14 protein-coding genes are annotated in these 17,089 nt (G+C 37.5%); 2 read left to right on the forward strand and 12 right to left on the reverse strand.

Features of this window, described 5'->3' with window-relative positions:
* The 6 genes from ccoG to AAY42_RS09535 form a co-directional block, all read right to left on the reverse strand.
* Positions 1-1,410 (reverse strand): cytochrome c oxidase accessory protein CcoG, encoded by a 1,410-nt coding sequence (ccoG, locus tag AAY42_RS09510; protein WP_055394558.1) that lies wholly within the window; start codon positions 1,408-1,410, stop codon positions 1-3.
* Positions 1,411-1,482: 72 nt separating this feature from the next.
* Complete coding sequence (locus AAY42_RS09515; protein ID WP_055394560.1) at positions 1,483-2,436, reverse strand: cbb3-type cytochrome c oxidase N-terminal domain-containing protein; 954 nt, start codon at positions 2,434-2,436, stop codon at positions 1,483-1,485.
* Positions 2,437-2,440: 4 nt separating this feature from the next.
* The gene (locus AAY42_RS18480; protein WP_055394562.1) at positions 2,441-2,626 is read right to left on the reverse strand and encodes a cytochrome c oxidase subunit IV; all 186 of its coding nucleotides are present in this window, start codon (positions 2,624-2,626) and stop codon (positions 2,441-2,443) included.
* Between the two features lie 24 nt (positions 2,627-2,650).
* Positions 2,651-4,831: a cytochrome-c oxidase, cbb3-type subunit I gene (ccoN, locus tag AAY42_RS09525; protein ID WP_055394564.1), complete on the reverse strand. Its 2,181-nt coding sequence runs from the start codon at positions 4,829-4,831 to the stop codon at positions 2,651-2,653.
* Complete coding sequence (gene ccoS / locus AAY42_RS09530; protein ID WP_055394566.1) at positions 4,812-5,042, reverse strand: cbb3-type cytochrome oxidase assembly protein CcoS; 231 nt, start codon at positions 5,040-5,042, stop codon at positions 4,812-4,814. The genes ccoN and ccoS overlap by 20 nt, the downstream gene beginning before the upstream one ends.
* A gap of 69 nt (positions 5,043-5,111) precedes the next feature.
* Positions 5,112-7,484, reverse strand: a complete 2,373-nt coding sequence (locus tag AAY42_RS09535) for a heavy metal translocating P-type ATPase (protein ID WP_055394569.1) — start codon at positions 7,482-7,484, stop codon at positions 5,112-5,114.
* A gap of 119 nt (positions 7,485-7,603) precedes the next feature.
* Between AAY42_RS09535 and AAY42_RS09540 the strand changes: the two genes are divergently transcribed.
* A complete protein-coding gene (locus AAY42_RS09540; protein ID WP_055394570.1) occupies positions 7,604-8,293 on the forward strand; it encodes a Crp/Fnr family transcriptional regulator in 690 nt (229 codons plus the stop codon).
* Between the two features lie 87 nt (positions 8,294-8,380).
* A complete protein-coding gene (locus tag AAY42_RS09545) occupies positions 8,381-9,283 on the forward strand; it encodes a universal stress protein (RefSeq protein ID WP_055394572.1) in 903 nt (300 codons plus the stop codon).
* 59 nt (positions 9,284-9,342) lie between these two features.
* Here AAY42_RS09545 and AAY42_RS09550 read toward each other — a convergent pair whose 3' ends face one another.
* From AAY42_RS09550 to AAY42_RS09575, 6 genes are all read right to left on the reverse strand, one after another.
* A complete protein-coding gene (locus AAY42_RS09550; protein WP_175288747.1) occupies positions 9,343-12,291 on the reverse strand; it encodes a response regulator in 2,949 nt (982 codons plus the stop codon).
* A gap of 134 nt (positions 12,292-12,425) precedes the next feature.
* On the reverse strand, positions 12,426-12,839 hold the full coding sequence (locus AAY42_RS09555; RefSeq protein ID WP_055394577.1) for a lipocalin-like domain-containing protein: 414 nt from the start codon (positions 12,837-12,839) through the stop codon (positions 12,426-12,428).
* A gap of 19 nt (positions 12,840-12,858) precedes the next feature.
* Positions 12,859-13,479, reverse strand: a complete 621-nt coding sequence (locus AAY42_RS18275) for a collagen-like protein (RefSeq protein WP_055394579.1) — start codon at positions 13,477-13,479, stop codon at positions 12,859-12,861.
* Positions 13,480-13,506: 27 nt separating this feature from the next.
* The gene (locus AAY42_RS18150) at positions 13,507-14,130 is read right to left on the reverse strand and encodes a hypothetical protein (RefSeq protein WP_055394581.1); all 624 of its coding nucleotides are present in this window, start codon (positions 14,128-14,130) and stop codon (positions 13,507-13,509) included.
* 475 nt (positions 14,131-14,605) lie between these two features.
* Entirely contained in the window at positions 14,606-15,445 is an 840-nt protein-coding gene (locus AAY42_RS09570) for an endonuclease/exonuclease/phosphatase family protein (protein ID WP_055394583.1), read from the reverse strand.
* Positions 15,442-17,064 carry a sulfatase family protein gene (locus tag AAY42_RS09575; protein WP_055394585.1) on the reverse strand — a complete coding sequence of 541 codons (1,623 nt, stop codon included), beginning with the start codon at positions 17,062-17,064 and terminating at the stop codon, positions 15,442-15,444. Before AAY42_RS09575 ends, AAY42_RS09570 begins: the two co-directional genes overlap by 4 nt.
* Positions 17,065-17,089 lie beyond the last annotated feature (25 nt).

The raw sequence follows: 17,089 nt of genomic DNA on the forward strand, positions 1-17,089 counted from the left end.
TTAATGATAACTTCTTGGTGCCAAAAACTGTGTTGTCGTTGTTTCAATAAGCTTTTCGCCATTATAAACTCCAATTTTTAACTTATCCTTATCTCCTGTCAGTACAGAGCTGTTGATTTCTATAAATAATGTTCCTTCCGCAATTTCCTCTGCAGGAACTTTAAACTTATCCTGAGATACCATTTTAATCTCTCCTTTATGGGACAATAATCTAAAGCCTACACTATCTATATCTTTGGATGTTTTGTTCACCAATTTGTAGGTGTATACATTGCTGATATTGTTATTGGCCTTTCTTTCGTACAGCTGACCAGGTAATCTTAAGATGTTTGCTTCCAATTCATTTCTAAGAAAAAGCATGCCAATCAAAATACCTGTTAGTATAACAAGCACCGCAGTATAGCCTTTCATTCTAGCGGTAAATTTGAATTTTGCTTTTTTGTTTATCTCATCTTCGCTCGCGTAACGAATCAACCCTCTTGGTTTTTGAATACTGTCCATAATATGATCGCATTCATCAATACATGCCGTGCAGTTGACACATTCCAATTGGGTTCCATTTCGAATATCTATTCCGGTTGGACAAACATTGACGCATTGAAAACAATCTATACAATCTCCATGGCCCAAGGCATCCCTGTCTTCGTTTTTACGAAACTTTTTACGCCCATTATCTCCCTCTCCCCGTTTGTGGTCGTAGGCCACCACAATGGATTTATCATCCAAAAGCACACCTTGCAATCTTCCGTAAGGACATGCTATGATACACACTTGCTCGCGAAACCAGGCAAACACAAAATAGAACACACCTGTAAAAATGAGCAATGGAATTATGGTTCCCATATGGGCCAATGGCCCATCAACAACATACCTGATCAGTTTATCACTTCCAATCAGATAGGCCAAGAAAACATTGGCTATCAAAAATGAAATAATAAAAAAGACTGTCCACTTTAATACTCTTTTCCGAATCTTTTTACCATTCCAGGGTGATCTGTCCAGTCTCATTTGCGCCCCACGATCTCCATCTATCCAGTATTCAATTCTTCGAAAGACCATTTCCATGAAAATAGTCTGGGGACACATCCATCCGCAAAAAATACGTCCATACGCTACAGTAAATAACGATACGAAAATTACACCTGCAATCATAGAAACTACAACTAGGTGAAAATCCTGTGGCCAGAAAGGAAATCCAAAAATATTGAACCTTCTTTCCAATACATTGAACAGTAGAAACTGATTACCGTTTACGTTAATAAAAGGCGATGCAATCAAAAAAAGTAAGAGTCCATAGCTAACATATTTGCGATACTCAAAAAATCGTCCTTTAGGTTTCTTAGGATAAATCCATGCCCTTTTGCCCTCTTCAGATATTGTCCCTATGGAATCCCTAAAATTCTCTTCCATTGCAATTGTATTTTAACCTCAACAGTATTTCTAAATCTGCACCTCTTCTTGAGGTATAAGGTGCCGGTTCTTTTAATTCATTGCTACATCTGTAGAATCAGAAACCTGTTCCGTTGGAGTTTCTTCAATAGTTTCTTCTGATTCAGGTGCATCTGGATCAACCCAAATTTCACCTTCTGGTGCTTTTGGATCTGCTGGGGTTGTACCTCCCAATGTTAATATATAACTGGCCACTTGTGCCATTTCTACAGGTTTTAGACTTTGTTTCCAGGCAATCATACCCTTACCATCGCGTCCACCTTCAGAAATAGTATTGAATACATTTTTGATGCCTCCGCCCAAAATCCAATATTCATCAGTTAGGTTGGGGCCGATTCCACCTCCACCATCAGCCATATGACATGCAACACAGTTTGTTGTAAATATTTTTTCTCCAGCACTCAAATCTGCAGCTTCGGATAAAAATTCCACGGTATTGACATCGACCAAATCCTTAGCGGTTTTCTTATATTCTTCAATGGCGATTTTAGCTGCTGCCACTTCCTGTTCGTATTCCAATTTCTGGTCATAGTCGCCAGCAACATGAAAGCGTATGAGATAAACTACTGCAAAAATGATAGTGGCATAAAAGAGGTATACCCACCAAGGCGGCAAAACATTGTCCAACTCCCTAATTCCATCATAATTGTGGTCCAAGATTATTTCACCTTCTTTTTCAATCTCCTTGGTCTTGGTAAGGCGCTTATAGATGCTTTTAACCCATGTCCATTCCCTTTTCTTGGCCTTGGATGCCAAGTAACGTTCTTTCGCCTCTTCTGAAAGTGTTTGGAACATTACATTTTCAATGGAACTTAAAATAAGTTCTATGGCAATCAATATCAACAATACCATCAACAGAAAAAACTGCGTAATTGGATATTCGATGATAGCTGGTTTTTCACCAGAATCTATGAAGTATTCCATTAATCCAAAGATGATGAAGAATAGCAGTGGAATACGTATCCACCAAGGTGTTCTTGTGCTCATAATGCTATAGTTTATTTTGTTGATCGTTATCTAAAGGCAGTTCTCCCATCTCTTTTATATGTGCTTTGCTAGCAGTAAATACCCACCAAAACAAGAGGACAAAAAACACGAAGAATATTAACAAGGATATCATAGGATAACTTGCAATACCTTCTATACTTTCCATATGGTTTTTCACAAATTTCAACATGGCTTATTTGTTTTGAGATTGTAATTACTTTGTTTCTTTTACTTTAATATCAGTTCCCAATCGTTGCAAGTAAGCAATCAATGCAACAATCTCCCTATCACGCATTTCAATAAAATCCTCTCCATTTTCTTGCGCATATTTTTTATCGGCCTCATAGGTTCTTTCAAATTCTGGATCTGTATATAGATTCTTCTCTATCTGGATGGCTTGTTCAGCCATAGATTGCGGCGCATTGGCTATATCTTCATCCGTATAAGGCACACCAAGACTAACCATAGCTTCCATTTTACTTTGTACGGCGCTTCTATCATGTTCATTTACAACCAACCACTGATAGGCAGGCATAATAGACCCTGAAGACGTACTTTGGGGATCATACATATGGTTCAAGTGCCAATTATCTGAGTACTTCCCTCCAATTCGCAATAAATCTGGACCAGTTCGCTTACTACCCCATAGGAAAGGATGGTCATACACAAACTCTCCCGCTTTGGCATATTCGCCATAGCGCTCCACTTCACTTCTAAAAGGTCTGATCATTTGGGAATGACAACCCACACAACCTTCACGAATGTATAGATCCCTTCCTTCCAATTCTAAAGGTGTATATGGTTTTACACTTGTGATGGTAGGAATATTGGATTTTACCAGAATAGTAGGCACAATCTGGATAATCCCTCCTATTAAAATGGCAACTGTGGCCAAAATGGTCAATTGCACTGGTCTTCTTTCCAACCAGTTGTGGAAAGTCTCTCCTGCAGTTCTTCTTTTAGAGACTCTTGTCAGAGCAGGTGCTTCAGCTAATTCATCTTCTACTGAGCTTCCTTTTCTAATTGTGACAATCACATTGTAGACCATGATCAACATACCAACAAGGAACATGGTACCTCCTATAGCACGCATCCAATACATTGGAATGATTTGGGTAACGGTTTCCAAGAAATTTCCATAGACCAATGATCCATCTGGGTTAAATTCTTTCCACATTAGGGCTTGGGTAAACCCAGCAACATACATGGGCAATGCATATAGGATAATACCTAAGGTACCAATCCAGAAATGCAAGTTTGCCAATCCTTTTGAATACAGTGTTGTCTTGAACATTTTTGGTACCAGCCAATAAATCATACCGAAGGTCAAAAATCCATTCCAAGCCAGTGCCCCCACATGTACGTGAGCAATAATCCAATCGCTAAAATGCGCAATGGCATTTACATTTTTAAGGGATAGCATAGGCCCTTCAAATGTGGCCATACCATATCCTGTAATAGCAACTACCATAAATTTTAAAGTGGCGTCACTACGCACTTTATCCCAAACGCCTCTCAAGGTTAAAAGTCCATTGATCATACCCCCCCAAGATGGAGCAATCAACATAATAGAGAAAACAACCCCTAAGTTTTGAGCCCAATCTGGTAAAGACGAATACAATAAATGGTGAGGTCCTGCCCAGATATAAATGAATATCAATGACCAGAAATGGACAATGGAAAGGCGATAAGAATATATAGGCCTATTTGCTGCTTTGGGAACAAAATAATACATCAATCCCAAAAATGGTGTGGTTAAAAAGAAGGCTACGGCATTATGTCCGTACCACCATTGCACCAAAGCATCTTGTACACCTGCATACACCGAATAACTTTTTAAAGCAGCTACGGGCAACTCCAAACTATTAAAAATATGAAGTACCGCAACGGTAACAAATGTTGCCAGGTAAAACCAAATTGCAACATAGAGATGGCGTTGTCTTCTTTTTAAGATGGTTCCAATCAGGTTCCAACCAAAAACAACCCAAACCACGGCGATGGCAATATCTATGGGCCATTCCAATTCTGCATATTCTTTAGATGTGGTATACCCCAAAGGCAATGTAATGGCGGCAGCCACAATAATTAGTTGCCAGCCCCAAAAATTAAAATTGCTCAGAAAATCACTAAACATTCTCGCTTTCAGCAATCTTTGGGTGGAATAATAAACCCCGGCAAAGATGGCGTTCCCGACAAATGCAAAAATCACGGCATTGGTATGCAATGGGCGCAAACGTCCAAAGCTCAACCACGAAATACCATCTGTGATATTGGGAAACAAAAACATAAACGCCAGTAGCAGTCCTACCAGCATTCCAACAACGCCCCATAGCATGGTAGCGTATAAAAACTTTTGTACGATTTTGTTATCGTAGCTAAATTGTTGTATTTCCATATATATTGGTTTGTTCTTTACTTTGTTTGATTTCTATAATTTCTGCTTCGTTTTCTTCTAAATCACCTACTAATTCATCCTCAAAAAGCATACGGACGGAAGGTGTATATGCATCATCATATTGTCCACTTTTGACCGAAAAGACAAAAGCAACAAAAAAGACCAGCGCAACTGAAATACTTATGGCCAACAACACATATATAACACTCATACCTACCTGAATTCTAGCGTAAAACTACATTGACATGTTTGCCTAAAAAATGACATATATCAGCTTTTATTATTTTAATTTTCTTCCTAAAAAGTTTGTACACAAGGTTGTAAAAATCACAATGCTGATTGAACTCAAAGGCATAAGTATTGCCGCAACTACAGGTTCTAACTGGCCCGTAACCGCGAAATACAATCCAATAACATTATAGCACAATGAGAGGAGGAAACTGAGCTTTATAATTTGAATTGATTTTCTTGACAGCTTCAGAAAAGCAGGAAGTTTGGTCAGGTTTGAAGCATCTAAAATGGCATCACATGCCGGTGAAAAAACGTTGATATCTTCAGAAATGGATACACCCACATTACTTTGGGCCAAAGCACCAGCATCGTTAAGTCCGTCACCAACCATAAGTACACTATGGTCTTTTTGTAGATGTTTGATATAATCTAATTTGTCCTTAGGTTTTTGGTTGAACAGTAAATTGGTTTTAGCAGGAAGTATGCCTTGCAGCTGTTTTCTTTCACCATCATTATCACCAGACAATATTCCTATATTCATAGTTTTGCCCAAGGTGGCAAAAAGATCTTCCACCCCATCCCTATATTTATTCTTAAACACAAACCTACCTTTGAAATCTTCATCAGAACTAATATAAACAGCTGTATCTGATACAAGTTTTGGCATAGATTCTCCAACATAGCTGGCGGAACCTGCCTTAATGGTATGCTTATTCAATTTCCCTTCCACTCCCTTGCCAGTATGCTCTTGAAACTCATCCAGAGTAGTTATGGCATTGGATTTTAATATCTCATATAAAGACCTACTCAATGGATGGTTGGATGCGCGCAAGGTGGTTTTTAACAATGTGATTTCTTCCTCGGTCAATTCAATCCCTTCATATAGAATGGCATCTTTTGCGGTTGTTGTTATGGTTCCTGTTTTATCAAATATGGCGGTGTCAATTTTTGACAATCGCTCTATGACATTGGTGTTTTTTAGGTAGAATTTGTGCTTGCCATATATGCGAAGCATATTCCCCAGCGTAAATGGAGCGGCAAGAGCGATTGCGCAGGGACATGCAATGATAAGGACAGCTGTAAACACGTTGAGAGCCATACTAGGCATATAAAACAACCAAAAAACGGTTGCTAAAATGGCAACACTCAAAACTCCAATAGTAAATCGCTTTCCAATGCTGTCCGTTAATGTTTGAAAGGTGGTTATCTTATCTTTTGAAAATATCGAATTGCCCCATAGTTGGGTGAGATAACTTTGTGAAACTGAACGTACAACCTCAATTTCCAAAACCCCTGAAAGCTGTTTTCCCCCTGCAAAGAGTTTTTCTCCAGAAGCCTTAAAAACCACATTGGATTCTCCGGTTACAAAACTGTAGTCTATTTCGGCATTACCTTTAATCAAAATACTGTCTACAGGAATAATTTCCATACTCCTGATCAAGAGCCTATCTCCAGTCTTTATTTTATAGATTTGAATGTTTTCTTCCTCCCCGTTAGCATTCAACCGTGTCACAGCTATAGGAAAGTACGATTTGTAGTCTCTTTCAAAAGAGAGAAATGAGTAGGTTTTTTGCTGGAAAAACTTTCCCAATAAAAGAAAAAATACCAAACCCGTCAGACTATCAAAAAAGCCAGATCCCAAATCAAAAATAATATCAACTGTACTCCTTAAAAACAGGGTTAAGATTCCCAATGCAATGGGAACATCGATATTCAATACTTTGGAACGTAGACCTTTATAGGCTGAAATAAAATAATCTTGCCCTGCATAAAATACTACGGGTAGCGAAAAGGCAAACATTAACCAACGAAATACAGGTTTGTACTGGTCCAACCAAAACTCTTCAACCTCAAAATACTCAGGGAAAGAGAATAGCATTACATTGCCAAAAGCAAAACCTGCAACACCAAGTTTATAGATTAGCGAGCGGTCTACCTTGGTATTTTTCCTGGTATACTCTTCCAAGGAAATGTAAGGTTCATAGCCTATGGCACTTAACAATAGTACAAGTGCCTTCAAAGAAAAATCCTGTGACTTATAGGTTACCCGAATGGTCTTTTTGGGGAAGTCTACCTGTGAATTTGATATAGCCGAATGTAGGCGATTCAGATTTTCCAATACCCAAATACACGAACTGCAATGGATAGACGGAATGCTCAAATTGACAACTTGAACTCCCTCCTCATTAAATTCAACAAGCTTTTCAACAATATCCTGATTATCCAGAAAATCGTACTTGTACTGAATTTCATTTGGTGTGGTACCCGCCCTAGCCTCAATATCATAGAAATTGGACAACCCATTGGAAGTAAAAATCTCATAGACCGTTTTACAACCATTGCAACAAAACTCCTTTTCATCGAAAAGAACCGGTGTGCGATTGCAATCATCCCCACAATGATAACATCTCATGTTTGCCATTTACATTTGCTTTACCCAAGGCAAAATTGTCACACATTTTATTGTTAAAACATGACATTTATCAGTTCTTGTTCAATACTTTAGATTTAATTTTGTGCTATCAGGTAAATCAAAACGTTATGGAGAGCAGGTGTGAAAATTGTATCATTAGACAATTCAATTCGCTAAGGGCAATGAGCAAAGAAGAATTGAAGAAAGTATCCGACTCTAAAACCACAAAAAAAGTCAAAAAAGGAGAGCCTCTTTTTGAGGAAGGTGAGAAATTGAATGGTGTTTTTTGTGTTCGCGATGGGGTTTCTAAACTCTCCAAACTCAGTGCCAATGGAAAAGATCAAATTGTAAAATTGGCAACCAAAGGAGAAGTGCTTGGACAACGGTCCGTGATAGCTGAAGAATGCACCAATCTTTCCGCGATAGCTGTCAATGATATGGAAGTATGTTTTATTCCCAAAGAAAGCATTAACAATACTTTACAAAGCAATCCGAATTTCACCCTCGAGGTTCTGCGACATATGGCACATGATCTTAAAGAAGCCGATGATGTTATCGTAAACATGTCTCAAAAAACTGTAAAACAACGTATTGCAGAAGCTTTTTTGTACCTGAAAAATAATTTTGGGGAAGATGAAGATGGCTTTTTGGCCTTAACACTTTCTCGAGAAGACATATCAAATGTAGTGGGTACCGCTACGGAGTCTGCCATTCGAATTATTTCAGAATTCAAGAAAAAAGGATTGATTCATACCTCCGGAAAAAAAGTAGGTATAACAAATGAGCGTAAGCTAGCTGAATTGGTCGAAGGCTTCTAAAACTGCGCCCAAATCAAAACCTGATAATTGTCATAGTATCCCTTTTTCCATAGTGTTAATTTTATTCCATCTTTATTAATTAGCACTATGCAGAAGATTTTAATTCCCACGGATTTTTCAGAAAATGCCTGGAATGCCATTGATTATGGCATGCAATTGTTTCGAAATAAAAAATGTACTTTTTATTTACTAAATACGTATACCCCAGTAATTCCCAGCAGCCGTTTTATGGCCAAAATGATTGATGGAGTAAGTATTGTGGATGCAGTAAGAAACTCTTCCGAGCAAGGTTTGCAAAAAACCATTGACCGCATAAAGACCAAGTATGGCAATCCCAACCATAGTTTTGAAATCGTTTCATCTTTTAACTTATTGGTTGAAGAAGTAAAGGATATTGTAGATGCATTTGATATTAATCTTGTGATTACTGGAACCAAAGGTGCTTCTGGGATAGATGAAGTTTTTATGGGAAGCAATACGGTTCGGATTATAAAAAGCACCAAAAGATGTCCAGTACTGGCCATTCCGCAGCATTTTGATTTTATTACACCTAGTGAAATTGCCTTTGCAACGGATTTTAATCGATTCTATACAACTTCGGAATTGAACCCGCTGCTGGAACTAGCCGAAATGTTCCAAGCTACAATTCGTATTGTCCATGTACAATATGGAATAAAGGCACTATCCGAACTACAACAGTTCAACTTAAATATGCTTAGACGTTATCTTGGAGAAACTGAGCATTATGTGCACACTGTATCTGAACTTAATTCGGTTTCAAAAACATTGGAAATCTTTTCAAAAGAACTGGACATTCACTTACTGGCCCTATTGAATTATCAGCATAGCTATATGGAGAAAATGACCAGGGAGCCCATTGTTAAACGAACAGCATTTCATACCCAAATTCCTTTATTGGTAATTCCAGAATTGGGAATGGAGGGTATTTCCAAAAATTTAGAGGAACAGGAACAGATGATTTCGGATTAGTTTCTTTTTTATATCCATTTTTCTATCCGGGCATTGCCCTAACTTTAACTTCACATCTGCTAAACATACTCTGAAGGAGAACATCCAAAATACTGTTTAAAACACGTGGAAAAATAGGCTGGCTGATTAAACCCAACCGTATATCCAATTTCTGAAATGTTCACGCCCCCATCTTTTAAAAGCTGCGATGCCAGCTTAAGTCTCTGAGCTCTTATAAATTCTGTTGTGGAAAACCCAGTAAGGGCTTTTAATTTACGGTGCAAATGCATCCTACTTAACCCAATCTGATCGGAAAACACCTTTGCACTAAAATTTGGATCAGTCAGTTGATCATCAAGTATCTGTTGTATTCTTTTTAGCAGTTGAGCATCTATTGAGGTCAACTCAATTTCATGGGGCTTAAGAAATACCTGTTGGCTAAATTTTTCCTGAATGGCAGTTCTTGAAGCAATCAATTTTTCAATGACAACTCTTAATTTTTCTTCTTTAAAAGGTTTTATCATGTACGCATCCGCTCCTGTTTTAAGTCCTACCAATTCATCTTCTTCTGCAGATTTTGCCGTTAGTAGCACAATGGGAATATGGGAAGTACGCTCATCTGATTTAAGTTTGTTGCTCAAATAAATTCCGTCCTCAACGGGCATCATAATATCAGAAACTATTAAATCTGGTATCGTTTCAAAGGCTACCTCTACCCCTTCTTTTCCATTTTCCGCCTGTAGTACACGATAGTCGTTTTTCAATAATGATTTTATAAAAAGTCTGATCTCTTCATTATCATCAACAATCAGTAGCAATGGTAAAGATTCATTATTGATTTGTACTTCTTCCTCTTGAAGTATTATTTCTGTATTTGATTCAGATGTGGATTTTTCCAAAAGATTATTTGCAGACGCCAACTCTTCATCTGTAAAGGCATTTTTTGATATTGGCAAAGTCACACTAAACCTTATCGTTCCAGCATTAGGTTTATCCGCTTTAACTTCCCCATAAGACAAATGAGATAGTTCTTTAACTAAGGATAATCCTATCCCAAATCCTTGATTCACAGAATTGTTCTGGTAGAAACGATCAAACAACTTAGGAAGTTCTTTTTCAGTCAAGTTTTCATTTTCGTTGATAACACTGATTCGAACCTCATCGTTAACAACCTCTGCTTTAAAATCAATGTTTCCGTTTTTATCACTGTATTTAAGGGCATTTGACAAGAGGTTTCCCACGATTTTTTCTACTAAGTCCCGGTCAAACCAAGCCTGATCAGGAAGATTAATGTTAGTATTAAAGGTTAGGTTTTTACGAGCAGATTGGTAACTGAAAGGTTCAACAAGATGTTTAAGAAATAAATCCAGACTTCCTTTTGATAATTTTAGTTTTCTACGTCCTGCTTCAATCTTGGATAAATCCAAGAGTTGATCAACCAAATCCAACAATCTATTTGCATTTCGTTGGATCAAACCCAAGTCCGTTTTATCATCTGATGATAATTGATCTTTTGACAATTGATGTGCAACGGGTCCGGAGATAAGGGTAAGTGGTGTGCGAAATTCATGGGAAATATTTGCAAAAAATCTAGATTTGGCAGCCTCTAACTGCCTTAATTTATCATTGATTCTTTGTTTGTTCCTAAAAAGGATATAAAGTGTGATTACTGCAAGCGTCAAAATTAAAATCCCCGCAGTAAAAAGGCCCTTCTCATTTTTTGTTTTTTGTTTTTCCAGCTCTGCTTGTGAGGTAAGAAATTTTATTTCCTGCTCTTTCTTTTCTGTCTGATATTTCTTCTCTAATTCCTCAACCACCAAATGGTTTTGAAATCTTCTGATACTATCTTCCAAAACAGCTTTTTTCTCATAACTTGTCACAGCCCCCTTAAAATCCTTCATCTTCGTATAGGCAGCTATCAAACCTCTATAGGCCGCCAAAATATTAAGTCCCTCTGTTTTGCTATTCTCTAGACCGCTTCCTATTTCAATTGTTTTATTATAGTGCGATATTGCTTTACGATATTCTTTTCTGGCACTATAAAGGTCACCCAATGCCGTATTATTGGTAGCCAAAAATGTAATCCGTTGCTCATCTTCTGAAAGCACATTACTTTTTAAAAGATATTCTTCAGCTTTCTCTATATCTTCCTCCAAATAACAGCTACCCAGTCTCATGTATATTTCTGCAAGCATGTTGGCATCCTCATATCCCTCATAAAAGTCTTTTGCCCTTAACAAATGTTGTATTGATGTTTTACAATTACCCTGAAGTTCATAGTGAATTCCCAGAGCCGCTTCGCCATAGTGCACCCCTTCTTGATGCCCCAGTTTTTGATACACATCAATACTCTTTTTCATGTACCTTACTGCACGTGAGTCTTTAAATTCTGAATAAATGAGACCAATATTAGAGTATGCCGCAGCCAAAGATTTATCTAAGCTATTTTGGGCAGTGTAGATAGAATCCAATTTTAGGTAATAGGATAATGCTTTTGGATATTGGGTGAATTGAAAACTCCTATTCCCCAGCGCCACGTATATCGAGGATAGTAAACGCCAGTCTTGCGTCTCCTTTGCACTTGCCAAAGCTTTATTGATAAACTTTACGGAGAGAGAATCGTTTCTCCAAACATCATAAATAATAGAAATCTTTTTATAATTATCAGCCATATAGGCTTTGTTGCCCAGTTTTTCAGCTAAAATTGCAGCTGCTTTGATATGAAAAAGAGCGCTGTCTAAATTTGACTTTGCAAAATAGAACCTTCCGCTTTGGGAATTATAAAAATAGTTCCCCTGTTGGTATGAGTTTTTTTTTGAAATCTCACCAATATGCTTTCGATAAAAGTCGGCAGAATCCAAAGAAGTATATAAATACGACTCAAAGAGTTCATTTGAAATCTTAACGGTTTCTGCCGGCTCTATCTTTTGTTTTAGAAGTCTCTTTAACGAATCTATTTGCGGAGTTTCCTGGCTCCAACTCAAGTAATACAACAAGAAGGTAATTAAAAAGCAAAGGTTGGTTTTCATACTGCTTAGTGAGGTTACTCCAAAAAGATACAAAATTTGATTTTTCATCACGTAAATAGAAACATCTTAAAAATCCAATTTGTTTTTATATCCCTCTAAACAGGTATACTGCAAATTTTAACGTTGCCAATATATCAACCCTGTGTTTTATCAAGTATAATGATATCTCCACTTGAGTCTGTTAGTGATAACTCACTTGCAGTAATACTATTAATAGTTGCTGAAACAATCTCAGAACCAAACGTAATTTCCAAAGACAAACCACTTAAGGTGTAAGTAGCTGTGATAGTTTCTTCTAACTCACAAGTCCCCGAATTTTCTTCAAAATTTTCCTGTACAATTGAACCATCATCATTAAATTGAAGAGAGCCATTTTTTTCACAGGCTGAAAAGTCATCAGGTGTTTTTGATTCTAGATACCATTTGCCTGAAGTCAGTAAATTTTCTGTTTTCTGCATTTCCGATAAATCGTCATCATCATTATTATCGCTGCAGGCAAACGACAAAAATAAAAGGCCTAGAATACTAATTGTTTTTATTGTTTTCATAATATTTTGGTTTTGGTTATTAATCTGGAAGGTTGTAAAATGCCTTTACCGCTTCATAATCATTATAATCCAATGTTGATTTTCCGCTTACATTTATATTACCTGGAATTATGACATATCGAAGTCGATTGTAGATAATCCCTTCAAATTGACCAAACGTGTCACGTACTTCAAAATCTTGGTCATACCGTCTAATGGTTATCCATACATCGCCGGATATACCTCTAACATTCATTGATCTTGAAATATTTAAAGCCCCAGTAATTGTACTATATGAATTCCAAGGAACAAGAAATGTAGATCCGTTATTGGTAATCCAATAAAAGAGAATTACACCATCATCATAATTCTGCCCAAATTCAGGGTCGGTAACTATCATTCGCTTAGCCCTTGGAGCGTCAAATTCATTCCAATCTGGAAAGAACCAATCGGAATAGATTACATTTGCATTGCCATCCATTCCATCAGTACCGCCTGGACCTTGCAAACCTTGCTCACCTTGAATTCCCTGAGAACCATCTTCCCCTGGAACGCCTTGAGGCCCTTGTGGCCCAACAGCGCCATCCTCACTGGAACACCCAGTTAATGCTATAATTAGAATAATGTATAAATATTTTATAATACTGTTCTGCTTTTTCATGCTACTGGTTTTTAGTTTTGATGGTTATTAATCTGGGAGGTTATAAAATGCTTTTACCGCTTCGTAATTTGAATAATCCAGCTTGCTTGTTTGACCACTCTGGGGCACTATAACATATCGAAATCGATTTCCCCTAAATGCAGCATATTGAAGCTCATCCAAATCACCGCCATCAGTCGTAACCAATCTCACTAGTATTCCTTCAAACCCTACAGAATTTGTTCCAAAAGTAAAAGAGTAGAACACATCTGACCATCTACCACTGCTTGGCATAGTATATATGCTTGAAGTGCCCCATTGCCTCAAATACATATATATTAGTGTTTCGTTCCGAAGTTCAATTTGTGAGATTTCAGTGATGGGTATTCTCATTATCTTCGAGCTAGGGGTGTCCTGACTATTCCAATCAGCATCTAACCAATCTGAATAAATGACATTGGCATTACCGTCCTCTCCATCTTCTCCGTCCTCACCTTGAATACCCTGTTCTCCTTGTTCACCTTGAATACCTTGTTCCCCCTGTTCGCCTTGTTCGCCTTGAATACCTTGCTCCCCCTGTAATCCGTCAGTTCCATCTTCAGCAGAGCATCCACCCAAGCCGATAAATACAGTGAGGAGCAACAGCTTTGAAATTCCATTGATTTTTTTCATAATCCTTGTTTTATTAGTTATAAATTATAGGTTAATGGGGGAGTCTTGTGTTATACATTACTCCATTTTTAAGACAGAATAATTATAAAACATGGTAAAAGTAATTTGAGGTGTTTTGAGTCCTTATTCCATATGTAACATAAGCTTTCACTTATGTAACATCCATTGGTTTTGGACCAAAAACAGCTGTCTAGCCTAAACAACACCTCTTTTTATGCAAAGGAAGATTTAAAAGGAAATGTGGTTCAATCCTTCTGAGGTTGAAGCAAAAAATCGGATGTCTCTAAAGATGTATTTTGAAATTATAACGCCTTGAAAAATTACTGCCACAGTTATATGGAAAAAATGACGTAGGAGCCTATTTTGAAATGAACAGTCTTTCACACGCAAATATTCCTTTATTGGGAATTCCAGAAATTTAGAGGAACAGGAACAGATGATTTCGGATTAGTTCCGTATGCAGTTTTTAAACTATTTAATCCTTAAATTTTAACTCAGAATAAACTGGAAAATGATCTGAGGGATATCTCCCGTCCATGGATTCAATCAAAATAGAATTTTTAAGTACGTCCAAACTATTCTGGGTTATAAAGATGTAGTCGATTCTTCTTTTGGCTGCAACAGTAGTATCAAACCTATTAAATGTTCCATAAACTCCCTGTTCCTTAATATCCGTTTTGATGTGAGTATCCGTAAAACTCTTTAGAATATTCTGGATGGCTTCGCTAGTACTTTCAAGATTAAAATCTCCCATAAGAATAACGGGCAAATCGTTACTATTAAGTTCCTCAATTTTGTTTAAGATGAGTTTAGCGCTTTCTTCCCTAGCCTCAACACCTACATGATCAAAATGGGTGTTGAAAACATAAAATTGTCTGTTATCTTTCTTTGTTTTGAACAGACCATAGGTGCAAATTCTGGGCAATGCGGCATCCCAAGCCTTTGAGGGCTTTTCAGGAGTCTTGGAAAGCCAAAAGGTATCTTCAAAAAGTAATGTGAACTTTTCCATATTGTAAAAGATAGCCGTGAACTCTCCTTCTTCGTCTCCATTATCTCTTCCAACTCCAAAAAAAGCGTAGTCTTTAAGTCCATTTTTTATATCATGCAATTGATGTTTCAAACCTTCTTGGGTACCAAAGATATCAGGAGCATAAAAGTTCAATTGTGAAATAAGAAAGTCTTTTCTATTGTCCCAATTGTTGAGACTATCTCTGGGATTATCGTATTTTATGTTATACGTGAGCAGGTCAAAAGACTGTGCAAAACTAGTTTGAACATAGCAAATAAGAAGGCATAAAACAATGGGGTTTTTCATCTTATTGGTGTTCCACGCAATCGCCTAAATGCATCATTTGCTTTGTCGATTTCGACTTTTGGTGTGGTTTCAAACTCTTTTTCGGTTACTCCATAGTGTTGTTGCAAGCTATCTAATTTTTGATGCATAATTGCAATTTCCTTAGCATATTTTTTGTCATTTATTGCATTATGCACTTCGTTGGGGTCATTCTCCAAATCATAAAATTCCCACGTATCAATATCATCGTAAAAGTGAATAAGTTTATAGCGTTTGGTACGCACTCCATATTGTCGCTTCACCATATGAAAAGCAGGAAAATCATAATAATGGTAATAAATCGCATCCTTAAATTCTTCTTGTGAGCCATCCAATAGATTTCTGAATGATTCGCCCTGCATATCAAAACTATACTTGGAACCGCCGGCCAAATCCAGAAAAGTAGGGGCAAAATCAAGGTTCTGTACCATTGCCTCAATAGTACTACCAGGTTTTATTACACCAGGCAGTTGCATCAATAAAGGCATTTTCAAAGATTCTTCGTACATGAACCTTTTATCGAACCAACCATGTTCACCAAGATAAAATCCCTGATCTGATGTGTAAACAACCAAAGTATTATCATCTAATCCGCTCTCTTCCAAATAATCAAGTAACTGACCTACGCCTTCATCAACCGCAGCAACAGTGGCCATATAATCTTGAAGATATCTTTGGCCTTTCCAAATAGCCAGCTCCTCCACCGATAGGTCAGCCTTATGCATAGCATTATTCTTTGGCAAATAAGCTTTATCCCATGCTTTGCGTTGCTCTTCGGTCATTCGCTCAAAATCTGTGGTCCACGGATTGTGCGCCAGTTCCGTACTACCAAATGCTTTAGACATTTTTAGATCATGACCTTCGTACATATCCTCATAAATGGTCTGCTGTTGTTCTTTTGCAGCTTGTTGATTTTTAAAATCAGGGAAATAGGTATCAGGCAATGGAAATGTAACGGAATCATATTTGTTCAGATGCCTCAAAGCTGGCATCCAATTCCGGTGCGGTGCTTTATGGTGTACCATTAAAAAGAAAGGGGAGTCAATATTGTTACGTTGCTTTAACCAATCCAAACTTTTTTTGGTGATGATATCGGTGGCGTATCCTTTGATAATACTGGTATCGTTTTCCTTTATGAATTCAGGGTTATAATAATTGCCCTGATCATTCAAAATATCCCAATGATTAAATCCAGTGGGTTTGCCATGCAAGTGCCATTTGCCAATAATTGCAGTTTCGTATCCTACCTTTCGCAAATGTTTTGGTAAAGTAGCCTGATTGCCATTAAATGGCTCACCGTTCATTCTAAAACCATTTACATGGCTGTGTTTGCCCGTTAAAATAACTGCCCTACTAGGCCCACAGATAGAGTTTGTACAGAAGCTATTCTGAAAAATTGCCCCATTTGTTGCCAACCTATCAATGTTTGGTGTTGGTGCCAATTTGCCAATTTCATGCCCATAGGCACTGATTGCCTGTAACGCATGATCATCCGACATGATAAAAATGATGTTAGGAGGCAATCCTTCTTGCTCGATACTTTTTTGTTTACATGCGAAAAAGAACAATAAAAAGCATAAAATAATTGGCTTACAGCTCATACTTATATTTTGGACTTGGGTTTTA

This window comes from Flagellimonas eckloniae (assembly GCF_001413955.1).
GTDB classification, from domain to species: Bacteria; Bacteroidota; Bacteroidia; order Flavobacteriales; family Flavobacteriaceae; genus Flagellimonas; species Flagellimonas eckloniae.

What these genes read in the sequence shown, in the direction of transcription:
- AAY42_RS09555 (WP_055394577.1), bottom strand. Translation starts at nt 12,839, where the DNA reads ATGAAAACAATAAAAACAATTAGTATTCTAGGCCTTTTATTTTTGTCG.
- AAY42_RS09550 (WP_175288747.1), bottom strand. Translation starts at nt 12,291, where the DNA reads ATGAAAACCAACCTTTGCTTTTTAATTACCTTCTTGTTGTATTACTTG.
- AAY42_RS09545 (WP_055394572.1), top strand. Translation starts at nt 8,381, where the DNA reads ATGCAGAAGATTTTAATTCCCACGGATTTTTCAGAAAATGCCTGGAAT.
- AAY42_RS18480 (WP_055394562.1), bottom strand. Translation starts at nt 2,626, where the DNA reads ATGTTGAAATTTGTGAAAAACCATATGGAAAGTATAGAAGGTATTGCA.
- AAY42_RS09570 (WP_055394583.1), bottom strand. Translation starts at nt 15,445, where the DNA reads ATGAAAAACCCCATTGTTTTATGCCTTCTTATTTGCTATGTTCAAACT.
- ccoS (WP_055394566.1), bottom strand. Translation starts at nt 5,042, where the DNA reads ATGAGTGTTATATATGTGTTGTTGGCCATAAGTATTTCAGTTGCGCTG.
- AAY42_RS18275 (WP_055394579.1), bottom strand. Translation starts at nt 13,479, where the DNA reads ATGAAAAAGCAGAACAGTATTATAAAATATTTATACATTATTCTAATT.
- AAY42_RS18150 (WP_055394581.1), bottom strand. Translation starts at nt 14,130, where the DNA reads ATGAAAAAAATCAATGGAATTTCAAAGCTGTTGCTCCTCACTGTATTT.
- AAY42_RS09535 (WP_055394569.1), bottom strand. Translation starts at nt 7,484, where the DNA reads ATGGCAAACATGAGATGTTATCATTGTGGGGATGATTGCAATCGCACA.
- ccoG (WP_055394558.1), bottom strand. Translation starts at nt 1,410, where the DNA reads ATGGAAGAGAATTTTAGGGATTCCATAGGGACAATATCTGAAGAGGGC.
- AAY42_RS09575 (WP_055394585.1), bottom strand. Translation starts at nt 17,064, where the DNA reads ATGAGCTGTAAGCCAATTATTTTATGCTTTTTATTGTTCTTTTTCGCA.
- AAY42_RS09515 (WP_055394560.1), bottom strand. Translation starts at nt 2,436, where the DNA reads ATGAGCACAAGAACACCTTGGTGGATACGTATTCCACTGCTATTCTTC.
- AAY42_RS09540 (WP_055394570.1), top strand. Translation starts at nt 7,604, where the DNA reads ATGGAGAGCAGGTGTGAAAATTGTATCATTAGACAATTCAATTCGCTA.
- ccoN (WP_055394564.1), bottom strand. Translation starts at nt 4,831, where the DNA reads ATGGAAATACAACAATTTAGCTACGATAACAAAATCGTACAAAAGTTT.